The organism is Halobellus ruber (genome assembly GCF_014212355.1).
In the GTDB taxonomy this organism is placed as follows: domain Archaea; phylum Halobacteriota; class Halobacteria; order Halobacteriales; family Haloferacaceae; genus Haloquadratum; species Haloquadratum rubrum.
In genome coordinates this window covers 889,473-903,526 of sequence record NZ_JACKXD010000001.1, presented here as the reverse complement: position 1 = coordinate 903,526, position 14,054 = coordinate 889,473, and the positions used below count along the sequence as shown (strand labels likewise).

Annotated in this window: 14 protein-coding genes; 11 read left to right on the top strand and 3 right to left on the bottom strand. The window is 69.0% G+C overall.

The features are described from left to right. Positions 1-33 precede the first annotated feature (33 nt). Positions 34-525, top strand: coding sequence for a DUF7332 family protein (locus H5V44_RS04685; protein ID WP_185191937.1), 492 nt, complete (start codon positions 34-36; stop codon positions 523-525). 73 nt (positions 526-598) lie between these two features. Continuing rightward, positions 599-1,012, top strand: coding sequence for a peptide-methionine (R)-S-oxide reductase MsrB (msrB, locus tag H5V44_RS04680; protein ID WP_185191936.1), 414 nt, complete (start codon positions 599-601; stop codon positions 1,010-1,012). A gap of 58 nt (positions 1,013-1,070) precedes the next feature. On the opposite strand, the gene H5V44_RS04675 is transcribed toward msrB, so the two are convergent. After that, positions 1,071-1,505, bottom strand: coding sequence for a universal stress protein (locus tag H5V44_RS04675; RefSeq protein ID WP_185191935.1), 435 nt, complete (start codon positions 1,503-1,505; stop codon positions 1,071-1,073). Positions 1,506-1,606: 101 nt separating this feature from the next. On the opposite strand from H5V44_RS04675, the gene H5V44_RS04670 reads away from it, so the two are divergent. Beyond that, complete coding sequence (locus H5V44_RS04670) at positions 1,607-3,220, top strand: spermidine synthase (protein WP_185191934.1); 1,614 nt, start codon at positions 1,607-1,609, stop codon at positions 3,218-3,220. A gap of 19 nt (positions 3,221-3,239) precedes the next feature. Here H5V44_RS04670 and H5V44_RS04665 read toward each other — a convergent pair whose 3' ends face one another. Further along, positions 3,240-3,962, bottom strand: coding sequence for a hypothetical protein (locus tag H5V44_RS04665; protein ID WP_185192034.1), 723 nt, complete (start codon positions 3,960-3,962; stop codon positions 3,240-3,242). A 223-nt stretch (positions 3,963-4,185) separates the two neighbouring features. Continuing rightward, positions 4,186-4,380, bottom strand: a complete 195-nt coding sequence (locus H5V44_RS04660; RefSeq protein ID WP_089766429.1) for a cold-shock protein — start codon at positions 4,378-4,380, stop codon at positions 4,186-4,188. Between the two features lie 144 nt (positions 4,381-4,524). On the opposite strand from H5V44_RS04660, the gene H5V44_RS04655 reads away from it, so the two are divergent. The 8 genes from H5V44_RS04655 (at position 4,525) to H5V44_RS04620 (ending at position 13,991) form a co-directional block, all read left to right on the top strand. Beyond that, on the top strand, positions 4,525-6,240 hold the full coding sequence (locus H5V44_RS04655; RefSeq protein ID WP_185191933.1) for a glutamate--tRNA ligase: 1,716 nt from the start codon (positions 4,525-4,527) through the stop codon (positions 6,238-6,240). Positions 6,241-6,453: 213 nt separating this feature from the next. Continuing rightward, entirely contained in the window at positions 6,454-6,765 is a 312-nt protein-coding gene (locus tag H5V44_RS04650; protein ID WP_185191932.1) for a hypothetical protein, read from the top strand. A gap of 83 nt (positions 6,766-6,848) precedes the next feature. Then, the gene (locus H5V44_RS04645) at positions 6,849-7,394 is read left to right on the top strand and encodes a hypothetical protein (RefSeq protein WP_185191931.1); all 546 of its coding nucleotides are present in this window, start codon (positions 6,849-6,851) and stop codon (positions 7,392-7,394) included. Positions 7,395-7,516: 122 nt separating this feature from the next. Beyond that, the gene (locus H5V44_RS04640) at positions 7,517-9,493 is read left to right on the top strand and encodes an ABC transporter permease (RefSeq protein WP_185191930.1); all 1,977 of its coding nucleotides are present in this window, start codon (positions 7,517-7,519) and stop codon (positions 9,491-9,493) included. Beyond that, a complete protein-coding gene (locus H5V44_RS04635; protein WP_185191929.1) occupies positions 9,486-10,259 on the top strand; it encodes an ABC transporter ATP-binding protein in 774 nt (257 codons plus the stop codon). Before H5V44_RS04640 ends, H5V44_RS04635 begins: the two co-directional genes overlap by 8 nt. After that, positions 10,256-11,035, top strand: coding sequence for an ABC transporter ATP-binding protein (locus H5V44_RS04630; RefSeq protein WP_343067679.1), 780 nt, complete (start codon positions 10,256-10,258; stop codon positions 11,033-11,035). The genes H5V44_RS04635 and H5V44_RS04630 overlap by 4 nt, the downstream gene beginning before the upstream one ends. A gap of 55 nt (positions 11,036-11,090) precedes the next feature. Continuing rightward, complete coding sequence (locus tag H5V44_RS04625; RefSeq protein WP_185191928.1) at positions 11,091-12,443, top strand: ABC transporter substrate-binding protein; 1,353 nt, start codon at positions 11,091-11,093, stop codon at positions 12,441-12,443. A gap of 39 nt (positions 12,444-12,482) precedes the next feature. Beyond that, complete coding sequence (locus tag H5V44_RS04620; RefSeq protein WP_185191927.1) at positions 12,483-13,991, top strand: FGGY-family carbohydrate kinase; 1,509 nt, start codon at positions 12,483-12,485, stop codon at positions 13,989-13,991. Positions 13,992-14,054 lie beyond the last annotated feature (63 nt).

The window sequence follows — 14,054 nt, the reverse complement described above, 5'->3', positions numbered from 1 at the left end:
GAAACTTAATCCGGGGACCACGCTACTCGGGGTATGCGCCGTGGGTCCGACTCCGGGAGCCGTCCGCTCCGTGTCGCCGCCGTCGCGCTGGTCTGTGCGTTGGTGCTGGCCGCCGTCGTCCCCGCATCGGTCCCGGTTCGGGCACAGTCCGACGCCGGGACGGCCGACGCGGCCGCGGACGACCGGCGGTGTCTCCCGGACGGCGGCCGGAACCTCACGATCGGCGACGGCAACCCCCACATCGATCTCACGATCCACACCTCGCTGTTCACCGACCCGTCGCCGCCGAGCGCGCTGGGACTGGCGGCCAGCGGCGTGGCACTCGACGCGGAGGTCGTCCGACTGCGCACCGGGGTGCTGGTCGAGCGCGTCCCGGAGGGTGTCTCCGCGAACGCGGTCTGGGACTCGTTCGTGATCCTGTTCGACTACCGGCTGTCGCTGCCGATGTTCGCCGACTCGGTCGGCGAGTCGACGTACGAACCCACCGACGGGCCGGTGTCCGGCGTGGAGACCCGTGGCTGTTGACGCCCGGGTATACGTTAGGTCGGGGCACCGGTTGCGGGAAGGGGTTCTTGACGCTCCGGTCCTAAGGACGGGTATGGCGACCGAACCATCCCAGTCCGACGACCTGCCCGACTCGGAGACGGAGTGGCGCGAACGCCTCACCGACGAGGAGTACGAGATTCTCCGGAACCGGGGGACGGAACCGAAGTTCAGCGGCGAGTATCTCGACGTGAAGGAGGACGGCACCTTCCGGTGTGCCGGCTGCGGGGCCGAACTGTTCGACAGCGACGTCAAGTTCGACTCCGGGTCGGGGTGGCCCTCCTTTTACGACGCCAACGCGGACGCCGTCGAGACCGAGACCGACACCCGACACGGGATGTCCCGTATCGAGGTGGTGTGTCGCGCCTGCGGCGGCCACCTGGGACACGTCTTCGACGACGGTCCCGAGCCTACCGGAAAGCGCTACTGTATCAACTCCGTCGCCCTCGACTTCGACCCCGAGGAGTAACACGGGGCCCACGGCTCAGGTCCGTAAGCGCCGGCCGACAACTCCCCGCCGCCCCGTGTCACTCCTCCTCTGTGAGGTTCACCGTCAGCACCGGGACGGGCGCGCGGGCGACGACCTCCTGGGAGACGCTCCCCATCATACTGTTCGAGTAATCGCCGCGGCGGGTTCCCATCGCGACGAGGTCGATGTCGGCCGCCTCCACCGAGGAGATGATCTCGTCGGCCGGGTCGCCCTGTCTGATCCCGGTTGTGACCTCGATCCCCGCCTCCCGGAGTCGGGTCGCCGCCCGGTCGGTCGCGACCTCCCCTTCGCCGGTCAACTCCGCGAGCACGTCGTCTTTCATCCCGTCGTCGAGGGTGAGGAACGCCCGGTCGTCGATGACGTAGAGCACGTGGACCACGGCGTCGCGTCGGTCGGCGATGTCGGCCGCGGTCCGCACGACCACGTCCATCGAGTCGGCCCCGTCCGTCGGCAGCAGGATTCGCTCGAACATCGTTTGTGCTCCGTTCAGACTCCGGCATCCTATATCCTCCTCTTTCGGCTCGCCGGCGGGGAGCCGCGGCGTTGAAGACGCTGCCCGTCCACCGTCCGATAATGATCTCCCGGTTCGGCCCCGACCGGATACCGACCCGTCCGGAGGCTGCGGTGTTCGTCTCCGGGGTGACGAGTATGGGGCTTGAGATCCTGGCCGGCCGGATCCTCGCCCCGGAGTTCGGCAGCACCATCTACACCTGGGGCGGGATCATCGGGGTCTTCCTTGCGGCGCTCAGCCTGGGCTACCATCGCGGCGGGAAGCGCGCGGCGGCGAACGCCTCCCACACCCGCCTCGTCGGCGTCTTCCTCGCGACCGGACTCTACGTCGCCGGCGTCGTGCTGTTCGGCGACCTGATCGTCCAGTCGACAGCCGTGTTGCCGCTCCCGAGCCGGTTCGTCTCGCTGCCGGCGATCACGATCCTGTTCGGCCCGCCGACCTACCTGCTGGGCTACGTGAGCCCGTACGCTGCGGAACTCGCCGGCGGCGACGTCGGCGCGACCGCGGGACACATCTACGCGCTGGGGACGGTCGGCTCCATCGTCGGGGCGTTCGCGACCACCTACTTCCTGGTGCCTGCGCTGTCGGTCCCCCAGATCGGTGCGATACTCGGACTCTCGGCGGTCGTCGCCGCCATCGCGGTCGCGGCCCCGGAGTTCGGGGACGGAACGGGACTCCGGGTCGGCGGTGTCGCGGCCGCGCTCGTGCTCGCGGCGGCCGTCGGCGGAGTCGGCCCGAGCCTCGCCGGCGACACCGTCTACGGCACCCAGACGGCGTACCAGGAACTACAGGTCGTCGACCGCGGCGACACCCGGACGCTGTACCTCGACGGCCAGCCACACAGCGCGATGGACCTCGACGACCCCAACCGCCACGTCTTCGACTACACCCGCTACTTCCACGCGTCGCTGCTTTTCACCGGGGAGGCGGAGGTCGACCGGGTGCTGTTCATCGGGGGCGGCGGGTTCACCGGACCGCGGATCTTCCACGATATGTACCCGAACGTCACCGTCGACGTGGTGGAACTGGATCCGGCAGTGATCGACGCCGCCGACCGGTACTTCGGGATCCCCGACTCCCCGCGGCTGAACGTCCACCGCGGCGACGGCCGACGGTTCCTCGAAGAGACGAACCGGACCTACGACGTGATCGTCCTCGACGCCTACCGGAAGGACAGCGTGCCGTTCCAGCTGACGACGGTCGAGTTTATGCGGCAGGCGTCGGAGCAACTCGACGACGACGGGGTGTTGCTCGCAAACCTCATCTCCGCGCCGTCGGGCCCGGCCTCGGAGTTCTACCGCGCGGAGTACAAGACGATGCGGCAGGTGTTCCCGCGGGTCTACAGCTTCCCGACCGCCGGCGGCCCGGTCGTCCAGAACATCGAGGTGGTCGCGACGAAACAGGAGGCGCTTTTGACCGAAGCGGAACTCCAAGCGCGGAACCAGCGCCGCGACATCGGCATCGACCTCTCGGGGGAACTGGACGCCTACCGTCGCGACGAACCGACCGACGACGTGCCGGTCCTGCGTGACGACCGCGCGCCCGTCGACGCGCTGCTCGACGGGATGGTCGGTCAGCGCTACGTCCAGGTGCGGGCGAACGAGTCCGACGACGGCGTGGCTGGCTCCGGCGGGTTGAATCGAACCGCCGAGCGGATCCCATCGGGGGGACCGTAGCCGTGACGGGCGACCGCGGTCAGAACCCGAACCCGCCGTAGCGAATGTAGACCATTATCGCGACGATGCTGAGCTGGAGAACGCCCTCGACGCCGCTCAGCTTGGCGTTCCGCATTCCGATCGCACCGATGAGGTCGGCGTCGGGCGTTTCGGAGGTCATCTCCAGGTACATCCGGATCTCGCCGGGCAGCAGGATCCCGAACCCGATTATCGTGAGGACGGTCACCACCGCCAGCGCCGCCAGGATCGCCGGACCGGGAATCGCGAACGTACCGAGGTTCGCGACGAACGAGACGGCGCCCCCGCCCACGACGACCGCAAAGAGCGCGAGCCACCGCCGATCGGTGAAGGCGTCGAACTGGAAGCCCACCGCGAGCAGCGCGGGGCCCATCGCCACGATCGCAAAGAGCCCGCCCCACGCCGACAGCCCCGGAAGGTAGCCCATTCGCCCTGCGAGGACCATCCCGGCGAAGATGGTCGTGAAGGCGAGCGTCGGCATCAGAAACGTCATCTTCGGCGTGAACCGCTGGAACACCGCGGCGCGTTCCTCGACCGCCAACCCGCCCAACACCGGGCCGAGCACGAGCGTCATAAACAGGTCGATGCCGGTCCACAACACCCCCGTCATCACGTGGACGTAGGTCAACTGCTGGATCGTGCCGAAGAGGCTCGCAGCCGCGAACAGCGCGACCGGAATCAGGACCGCGCCGGCGCCGAACGCCGGGTTCGCGCGCTTGGCCATCCCACGTATCGTGCCGGGTACCGAGACACTCATACGCCGTATGCCGGTTCGGCGACGAACAAAGGGCTACCGGTTGTCACGATGGCGCCCCGCGATCAGGCCGGTGCCGCCGCTCCGGAGTTCGGTAGTGAAAATCGCGGTTTGCTGTCGTCACCGGAACGCGAGGCGTCCAAACTGGCTCACGGGAGTACCGTGACGCCGAGCGGCGACGGTGGAAACCGGATTAGACGCGGACGACGTTCGTCGCGCGGGGGCCTTTGGGGGCCTGTTCGATCTCGAACTCGAGCTCGGTGCCCTCGGTGAGATCCTCGCCGCCGACGTCTTCCATGTGGAAGAACACGTCCTCGTCAGCGTCCTCTGTCTCGATGAAACCGTAACCGCCCGTGTCGTTGAAGAAGTCAACCGTACCGTTTGCCATTGCGAGTAAACGAACGTCGGATTCGTTCATAAGGCTTCCGTATTAGTTTCCAAAAATTCCGGCCGAGCGTAGTGAACTGTCGACCCCGTCGTCCGCCCGGCGGATCCGGACGGCTTTTGGACCGGGAGCACCCACCTGAGACCGATGGACGACGACCTCCGCGAGCGCGTCGAGCGGGCGGCCGAGAAACACGCCCTGCTCAATGCGGTCAAGTACGACAGCGACGCCGATGTCGGCGCGATTATGGGGCCGTTGATGGGCGAGAACCCCGAGTTCCGCCCCCACGGCGACGAGATCCCGGGCGTCGTCGGCGGCGTGGTGGCGCGCGTCAACGACCTGTCTGCGGCCGAAAGGCGGGAGCGATTGGAGGAACTCGCTCCCGAGGAACTCGCGGAGATCGACGCCCACGACGACGAGGACGACCACGACCTCCCCGACCTCCCGAACGTCGACGGGTACGACGAAGTCCGGATGCGCGCCGCCCCGAACCCCAACGGCCCCTGGCACATCGGACACGCTCGGATGCCGGCGGTCATCGGCACTTACAAGCAGCGGTACGACGGCTCCTTCGTCGTCCGCTTCGACGATACCGACCCCGAGACGAAACGACCGGATCTCGACGCCTACGACGCCATCCTCGAGGACATCGACTACCTGGGGTTCGAGCCCGACGAGGTGCTGCTCGCGTCCGATCGCCTGGAGATTTACTACGATCACGCACGCGAACTGATCGACGCCGGCGGGGCGTACACGTGCTCGTGTGCGGCCGGGGACTTCTCCGAACTCAAGAACGACGCGCGGCCGTGTCCACACCGCAACAAGGCCACGGGGACCGTCCACGAGGAGTTCGAAGCGATGGTCGACGGCGAGTACGACCCCGGAGAGATGGTGCTGCGGGTCCGGACCGACATCGAGCACAAGAACCCCGCGCTGCGGGACTGGGTCGCGTTCCGCCTCATCGACACGCCGCATCCGCGACCCGAGGCCAAAGAGTACCGGTGTTGGCCGATGCTCGACTTCCAGTCGGGCGTCGACGACCACCTCACGGGGGTGACGCACATCATCCGCGGGATCGACCTCCAGGATTCGGCGAAGCGCCAGCAGTTCGTCTACGACTACTTCGGGTGGGAGTACCCCGAGGTCATCCACTGGGGGCACGTCCAGGTCGACGCCTACGACGTAGCCATCTCGACGTCGACGCTGAAAGCGAAGATCGAGGCCGGCGAACTCGACGGATGGGACGACCCCCGTGCACCCACGCTCGCCAGCCTCCGTCGGCGCGGCATCCGCGGCGAGGCCGTCGTGGAGGCGTTGGCGGCGCTCGGGACCTCCACCTCGAACGTCGACCTCGCGATGAGTTCGGTGTATGCGGCCAACCGCGACCTCGTCGACGACGACGCCGAGCGGTACTTCCTCGTCCGCGACGGCGAGCGCTTCGCGGTCGAGGGCGGTCCGGACGCCGCCCATCCCCCGTTGCACCCCGACTTCGAGGAGCGTGGCTCACGAACCATCCCCGTGGACGGCGGCGTCGTGCTCGAACCCGAGGACGTGCCGGCCGACGGCGAACGCGTCTGGCTGAAGGGATACGCCCCCGTCCGCCGGGCGGGCGACCGACTGGTGGTGACCGACGACGACATCGAGGTGGTCCGCTCCGGCGACGTCGACGTGGTCCACTGGGCCCCCGACGAGGGGACCGTCCCGGTCCTGATGCGGACCCCCGACGGCGACGTGCGTGGCGTGGCCGAACCCGACTTCGCGGAGACGGCGGTCGACGAGGTGATCCAGTTCGAGCGGATCGGGTTCGTCCGGGTGGACGACCACGGCGACGAGGGGAGCGTCGTCTACTGGGCGCACCCCTGAGTGGCGGAGCAGACCGGTGGCTCGGCCCTCCGCGCGCGGGACCGCGGACTCCCCGTGAGACTGCCGATTGATCCTCTCAGCCGCCCGTCGTCGCGTGGACCCGGTGAAACTCCGATGAATCCGGATATAACGTCGCTAAAATCGGCGCAAACCCGCTTTAGCGCCGTCTCGGTTTATATAGGTCCCGGCCGTCCACCCGGATGAGGATCGACAATGAACCAAAGCAAACCCATCGCGATCGCGCTGGCCGTACTCGTCGCCGCGACGGGTGCGGCGGCGATGCCGGGAAGCACAGTGGCGGCAGAAAGCGCCGGCTCCGAGGACGCCTCCGGCCCCGCGGGCGGCGACGCGGCCGGACAGACCGGCCCGCCGGGCGACCTTCCGGATCCGGTGCCGGAGTTCGTCTCGGAGATCCACAGCCTGATCAACGGCTTCCTCGACGGCACCGTCGACAGCCTCGGGTCGGCCGTGAGCGACGTCGCGGGCGGTGAGCGGGCGGAGAGCGGGGACGGGAACGACTCGTAGCGAGCCCAGGCAACCGACCCGAGAACCCCCCGCTTCGGCCCTCCACTCGATCGTCACACGATAACACAATTCAACCGATACAAATGAACCTGAAACTGATACTCGCGGCCATCGTCGTTCTCGGCGCCGGCGCCGGAGTCGTCGTCGCCGGCGATATGCTCCCGGGTGGAAACGGGGCGGCCGACGCCGAATCGTTCCCGACGGCCACACCCGGCGGCGAGGGGACGGCCACGGTCGGAAGCGACGGACCGGCGACGACGACCGCCGACGGAGCGTCGACTGCGACGCCACCGTTCGGCTTCACCATCGACAAAATCGAGAAGTGCGGCCAGACCTGCCGAGACGTCACCTCGACGCTGACGAACCAGCAGGACGCAACCGCCGAGAACGGCACCGTCCACACCCGGATCTTCGCGGGGAGGGGAACCGACGGCGACGAGATCTGGCGGGGCAACGAGGACGTGGGCACGCTGCCGGCCGGCGACTCCTACACCACGACCCGACAGGTCGAACTCTCGTACGCCGAGGCGCTGAAGATCAGCAACAACGACGGGTGGATCACCGTGCAGACCACCGTGGAGACGGAAAACCGGACGGTCACGTTCACCGACGAACGGAAGGTGGCCTGAACCCGGCTTCCGAGGGTACGTCCGTGGACTGGGCCACGGGGCGACGACCCTCGCGGGCGACCGGACCCACAACCCGACACCTTTATCGAAGCACGCCGGCTGGCACTCGAACAACTCCGTCGATGGTCCCGGGTACGCAGCTGCTCGACATACTCCTCAACGGCCTGACGATCGGGATGGTCTACGTCCTCGTCGCGGCCGGGCTCTCGCTCGTGTTCGGGGTGATGGACGTCCTGAACCTCGCACACGGGGAGCTACTGGCGTTAGGTGCGTACTTCGCGTTCTCGCTTGTGACCGGGTTCGACGGGGGCGGGTTCTGGATCGCGCTGATCGCGGTGCCGCTCCTCGTCGGGGCCGTCGGCGCGGTCACCGAACGCGGCCTCATCAACCGCGTCTACGGCCGCGGGCAGCTGGCGCAGATCCTGCTCACGTTCGGACTCCTGCTCATCATCTACGACCTCAAGCGGTTCGTCTGGGGGACGGATCCGTTGTTCTACTCGCCGCCGGCTGTCATCGACCGGACGATCACCGTCCTCGGGTTCTCCTACTCGGGGTACAGCTACTTCATCATCGCCGCCGGCGGGCTGCTCGCGGCCGCCGTCTGGGCGGCGCTGAACCACACGCGGGTGGGGCTGGTCGTCCGCGCCGGGTCGGAGGACCGGGAGATGGTGCGCAACCTCGGGGTGGACATCGACCGCTACTACACGGTGGTGTTCGGGGCGGGAGCGGCGCTTGCGGCGTTCGGCGGCGTCGTGCTCGGCGGCTACCAGAACGTCAGCCTGGAGATGGGCAACGCGGTCATCATCCCGGCGTTCGTGATCGTCGTATTGGGCGGCCTCGGGAGCTTCCGCGGCGCGGTCGCGGGCGGGCTGCTCGTCGGGATCGTCCAGAGCGCCGTCAGTACGTTGCTCCCGACGATCCAGGGGGTCGTGATCTTCCTGCTGATGATCGGCGTCCTCCTCGTCCGCCCCCAGGGGTTGTTCGGCGGGACCGGCGAGGGGGTAAGCGCCGGCCGATCGGAGCCAAGCGAGTTCGTCGGCGGGCTGGGCGGCGGCGTCCTCACCGGCCGGGGACGGTCGCGGTTGGGGGTCGCGGCCGTGGTCCTGCTGGCGCTTGTGCCCGTGTTCAGCGGGGTGATTTACTCCGGGTTCGTGGTGTCGCTTCTCATTACTGTCCTCATCTGGGCGCTGTTCGCGATGAGCCTCGACATCGTCCTCGGCTACACCGGGTTGATCTCGCTGGGCCACGCCCTGTTCTACGGGCTCGGGGCCTACGCGACGCTGCTGACGCTTCTGTACGTCTCGCCGTCGGCGTTCGTGGCACTCGGGGTCGCGCTCGCGACGACCGCGATCACGGCCTGGGTCGTCGGCCACGTCGCGATCCGGGTCTCGGGGGTGTACTTCGTGATGATCACCCTCGCGTTCGCGGAGATCGTCCGCCAGGTGGTCGTGCGGGCCGACGTTACGGGCGGCAGCAGCGGCCTCTTCGGCGCGCCCGAGCCGCTCTACGGGATCGGCGGCGTCGGGATCAGGTTCGACGAGGTGCTCGTCGGCGTCGAGCCGCTTCTGTTCACCGGCGACGCGCTGTTTTACTACTTCCTCCTCGCGATCGTGGTCGCGTCGTACCTCGGCGTCAGTCGGATGATGGCGGCGCCGTTCGGGACCGTCCTCCGGGCGATCAGGGAGAGCGAACTTCGGGCCCGGTTCGTCGGCTACGAGGTCCGGTCGGTCAAACGCCAGGCGTTCGTGGTCAGCTCCACCCTCGCGGGGCTCTCGGGCGCGCTGTTCGCGCTCTACAACGGCTTCGCCGCCCCCGACCTGCTGAACTGGATCAACAGCGGGAACGCGATCATTATGGTGGTGCTCGGCGGATCGGGGACGCTCTACGGACCGATGATCGGGGCGGCCGTGTTCACGCTGATCGAACGACAGCTCTCGGCGGCGATCCCCTGGTGGCGGCTTCTGCTCGGGACGCTTTTCGTGGTTGTCGTGCTCTTCCTCCCGAAAGGACTGATCTCGTTGCCGGCGCGGCTCGGGGACGACCGCGCCGGCGTCGGGGGACCGCCCGCGTCGGCGGAGGAGGTCGAACCGGATGACTGACCGCGGGGGGCCGATCCTCCGGACCACCGGGCTCACGAAACGGTTCGGGGAGTTCACCGCGGTCGACGGGGTTGATCTCGCGGTCGACCGCGGCGAGTTCCGGAGCATCATCGGGCCGAACGGGGCGGGGAAGACGACGCTTTTCAACCTGATCAGCGGGGCGATGACCCCGACCGAGGGGACGATTACGCTGTCGGGGCGGGACATCACCGCGCTCTCGCCCGCCGAACGGGTCGCCGCGAACCTCGCCCGCTCGTTCCAGTTGACGACGGTGTTCAACGGGCTCTCGGTCCGTGAGAACGTCCGGCTCGCCGCGCAAGCGGAGCGGTTCGAGACGCTGTCGACGGCACGCCGGCTGTTCGCCGACTCCGGCGAGTTGGAGGGGGTCGACCGCCGGACCGACGCCGTCCTCGACGAACTCGGGCTCCGATCCGTCGCCGACGCGCGGGCCAGCGACCTCTCGTACGGGGACCGACGGCGGCTGGAGGTCGGTCTCGTGCTCGCGACCGACCCCGACGTGGTGCTGCTCGACGAGCCGACCGCGGGGATGAGCGGCGACGAGACCGACGCGACGATCGAGCTCTTCGAGGACGTGCTGGCCGACCGGACGGTGCTGCTCGTCGAGCACAACGTCGATCTCGTGATGCGCGTCTCCGACCGGATCACGACGCTGAACGGGGGCCGGGAGGTCGCGACCGGAACGCCGGCGGAGATCGCGGCCGACGACCGGGTTCGGGAGGCCTACCTCGGGGGGTACACGGCGTGACGCCCGAGGGTCAGTCCACGCGGTCGTCGGAGAGCCGGCTCGACGAGCCGCTGCTCCGCGTGGACGGCGTGACTGCCGGCTACGGTGCCACGACGGTCCTCCAGGACGTCAGCGTCGACGTCGGCAACGGGGAGGTCGTCGGGCTCGTCGGGCGGAACGGCGTGGGCAAGACGACGACGCTCCGGACGGTGATGGGAACGCTCGCGCCGCGGTCGGGATCGGTCACCTACGACGGCGAGGATGTCGGCGACCTGGGCCCGGAGGAGACGGTCCGCCGCGGGATCGCCCTGGTGCCCGAGGAACGCCGGATCTTCGGCGGGCTCAGCGTCCGGGAGAACCTCGAACTCGCCGAACTCGGCGGGACGGGCGGGCGCGGCGGCGACCATAGCTGGGGTATCGACGAAGTGCTCGACACGTTCGAGAACCTCGCGGACAACGAATCAGCCCCGGGAAGCACCCTCTCCGGCGGGGAACAGCAGATGCTCGCGGTCGGCCGGGCGTTGGTCAGCGGTGGCCGGACGCTCCTTCTCGACGAACCTACCGAGGGACTCGCGCCCTACGTCGTCGAGCGGGTGGTGGAGACGATCGAGTCGCTCCGGAAGCGCGGGCTGACCGTGCTGCTCGTCGAGCAGAACGTCCGGATGGCACTGGACGTCTGTGACTACGTGTACGTGATGGACAGCGGCCGGATCGTCCACCGGAGTTCTCCAGACGCCCTCCGCGACGACGACGCCTTAGACCGGCACGTCGGCGTCTCCCTCGACGACGACCGCTGATCGGGACGCCGTCGAAGGCCGTGGTATTTTATGCCGGACCCCGATACCGAGTGGTATGAACGGGTCCGACGGGACGACAGCAGGGGTCGAGCAGTCCGACGGGCGGGGCGTCCGGCGGCGGCGGGCGCTACAGTATCTGGGCGGCGGCGCGCTCGCGACGGCGCTGGGGACCGCCGGCTGCGTCCAGCAGGCGGGCGACGGCGGGGACACCGCAACCGAGGGTGGGGGCGGCGACACCGACACCGAAAGCGACGACAGCGACGACGCCGGGACGGCGACCGAAAGCGTCGGCTCCGAACCCGTCACGATGGGCGTCCTGGTGCCGACGAGCGGACCGTCGGCGCCGCTGGGGCAGGCACAGCAACGCGGTGCGGAACTCGGCGTCCAGTACGTCAACGACAGCGACGCGTTCGGGTTCACGATCGACGCGACCTTCGAGGACACCCAGACCGACCCCTCGACCGGGCTCCAGCGGGCCCAGGCGGTCGTCGAGAACGACGGCGCCGATTACGTGGTCGGGGCCCTGGAGAGTTCCGTCGCCTTGGCTGTCGCCGACTACGTGAGCAGCCGCGACGTGGTGTACACCTCCGGGGCGGCCACGATCGAACTGACGAGCGGGAACTGCAACGCGAACACCTTCCGGACTGAGACGAACGCCGCCCAGCAGATGGCCGGCCTCGTCGACTTCGTCGACTCCGGTCTGGGGTCGAACCTGTGGATCCACACCACCGACGACACCTACGGCAACTCCGCGGTGGCCCAGATCGAGCGCCGCATCGAGGCCCAGGGCTTCGACATCGACATCGTCGGGCGGACGATGCCCGACAAGGGCACCAGCAACTACGGCCCGCAGATCACCAACATCTCCAACTCCGAGGCCGACGTGGTCGCGCTCCCGGACACCGGCGCGGACCTGATCAACTTCATGAAGCAGGCCAGCAGCGCGGGGCTGACCGAGGAGGTCGACGTCATCGGCACGGCGATCTTCGCGCGGGTGAGCCGGCAGGCGCTGGGGTCGGACGCGGTCGGCGCGTACTCCTCGACGCTGTACAACCACAAGCTGGAGACCGGCGACAACCGGGAGTTCGTGGAGGCCTACCGGAACGAACACGGCGGCGTGCCCGGGAGCTTCGCCCGCGTGGGCTACGATATGGTCCGGATGACCGCCCGCGGGATCGAAGCGGCGGGAACCAACGACCCCGTCGAAGTCAGCGAGGCCCTGGAGGGACTCGACGTGACGACCGCGCTGGGGACGACCCCGTTCCGCGAGTGTGACCACCAGGCGGTCAACCCGGTCTGGACGGGGCAGGTCGTCGAGGGCGGGGAGATCCCCGGCATCGAACTGCTGACCCAGGTGCCCGGCGAGGCGGCAGTTCGCCCCTGCGGGGAGACGGGCTGTAGCCTCTGATCGGCGCACGGACACGACATCGACCCACGAGATCATCCAATGACGACTGACGTTCTTCTGGCCGTCGACGCCGGCACGTCGACGATCAAGGCGGTCGCGTTCGGGGTCGACGGCACCGAGAGAGCGGTGGCGAAGCGGGACGTGGAGACGCACCGCCCGAAGCCGGGACACGTCGAACAGGACCCCAATGTGGTATGGAACCGGACGGCGGCGGCGCTCCGGGACGTGACCGCGTCGCTCCCGGCCGACGCCGACCCGCTCGGGGTGAGCGTCACCGGGCAGGGCGACGGGCTCTGGGCGATCGACGACGACGGCAACCCGGCAGGGAACGCGGCGCTGTGGTCGGACAGCCGCGCCGCGGGGATCCTCGAGGAGTGGGCGGACGAGGGCCGTCTGGACCGGATCGTCGAGGGCTGTGGGTCGGCGCCGTACCCCGGAATGAGCCTGCCGATCCTGGCGTGGGTGGCCCGCGAGGAGCCCGATCGCTTCGATCGGATCGACACGGTCCTCTCGGCGAAGGACTGGTTGAAGTACAAGCTGACCGGCGAGCGCACGCTCGATCACACGGAGGCGACCGTGCCCTACCTGGACAAGGACACCGAGCGTTATGACCCGGGAGTGTTCGAGGTGGTCGGCCTTCCCGGGGCGGCGTCGAAGCTCCCGCGGCTGGCGGCGCCGACGGCGGTGATCGGCGAAGTCACCGACGCGACCGGCGTCCCCGCCGGCGTCCCCGTCGTGTCCGGCGTCTTCGACGTCCCGGCGTCGGCGATCGGCAGCGGGGCCGCAACCGCCGGCGCGACCGCGATCACGCTCGGAACCTCGCTGACCCACCAGACGTTCATCAACGGCCCACAGCCCGAGACCTCGGGAATCCAGATGAGCCTGGGCATCGACGGGCGTTGGACGGACGCCATCGGGTCGAACGCGGGGACGCCGAGCCTGGAGTGGGCCGCCGAGACGATCGCCGACGTCGCCGACGTCGGGGATCTCGCGGATCTCGCCGCGGCGGCGCCGCCGGGGAGCAACGGCGTGGTCTACCACCCGTATCTGAGCACCTCCGGGGAGCGCGGCCCGTTCGTCGACCCCGACGCCCGCGGGCAGTTCGTCGGCCTCACCCCCGAACACGGGACCGAGGCGTTGGTTCGCGCCGTCTACGAGGGGCTCTCGCTTGCGGTCCGCGATTGCGTCGAGCACCTGCCGGGCGACCCCGACGAGGTGGTCGCAAGCGGCGGCGGCACCCGCTCGGAGCTGTGGTGCCAACTCGTCGCCGACTGTCTGGACTGTCCCGTCTCGGTGCCGGCCGGGTCGGAGCCGGGCGCGTTGGGCGCGGCGGTTCTCCTGGCGGTCGCGCTGGATGAGTACCCCTCGCTGTCGGCGGCGGTCGACCGGATGGTCACGACCGACCGCCGGTACGAACCGCGGCCGGCCGTCGCCGACCAGTACGCCGCGCTGTACGACTTCTTCGCGTCGGCACGCGAGGGGATGGAGTCGGTCTGGGCGGACCGCGCGGACGTCTACGCGCGGTCGATCACCGGGGAGAGGGACTGAGTCGATCGGTATCGAAGCGGGACGAACGCCGGGTTGTCGGTCCCGAAACGCCCCGGGACCGCC

Coding starts and splice junctions, on each gene's coding strand:
- H5V44_RS04685 (WP_185191937.1), top strand. CDS start 34: ATGCGCCGTGGGTCCGACTCCGGGAGCCGTCCGCTCCGTGTCGCCGCC.
- msrB (WP_185191936.1), top strand. CDS start 599: ATGGCGACCGAACCATCCCAGTCCGACGACCTGCCCGACTCGGAGACG.
- H5V44_RS04675 (WP_185191935.1), bottom strand. CDS start 1,505: ATGTTCGAGCGAATCCTGCTGCCGACGGACGGGGCCGACTCGATGGAC.
- H5V44_RS04670 (WP_185191934.1), top strand. CDS start 1,607: ATGATCTCCCGGTTCGGCCCCGACCGGATACCGACCCGTCCGGAGGCT.
- H5V44_RS04665 (WP_185192034.1), bottom strand. CDS start 3,962: ATGGCCAAGCGCGCGAACCCGGCGTTCGGCGCCGGCGCGGTCCTGATT.
- H5V44_RS04660 (WP_089766429.1), bottom strand. CDS start 4,380: ATGGCAAACGGTACGGTTGACTTCTTCAACGACACGGGCGGTTACGGT.
- H5V44_RS04655 (WP_185191933.1), top strand. CDS start 4,525: ATGGACGACGACCTCCGCGAGCGCGTCGAGCGGGCGGCCGAGAAACAC.
- H5V44_RS04650 (WP_185191932.1), top strand. CDS start 6,454: ATGAACCAAAGCAAACCCATCGCGATCGCGCTGGCCGTACTCGTCGCC.
- H5V44_RS04645 (WP_185191931.1), top strand. CDS start 6,849: ATGAACCTGAAACTGATACTCGCGGCCATCGTCGTTCTCGGCGCCGGC.
- H5V44_RS04640 (WP_185191930.1), top strand. CDS start 7,517: ATGGTCCCGGGTACGCAGCTGCTCGACATACTCCTCAACGGCCTGACG.
- H5V44_RS04635 (WP_185191929.1), top strand. CDS start 9,486: ATGACTGACCGCGGGGGGCCGATCCTCCGGACCACCGGGCTCACGAAA.
- H5V44_RS04625 (WP_185191928.1), top strand. CDS start 11,091: ATGAACGGGTCCGACGGGACGACAGCAGGGGTCGAGCAGTCCGACGGG.
- H5V44_RS04620 (WP_185191927.1), top strand. CDS start 12,483: ATGACGACTGACGTTCTTCTGGCCGTCGACGCCGGCACGTCGACGATC.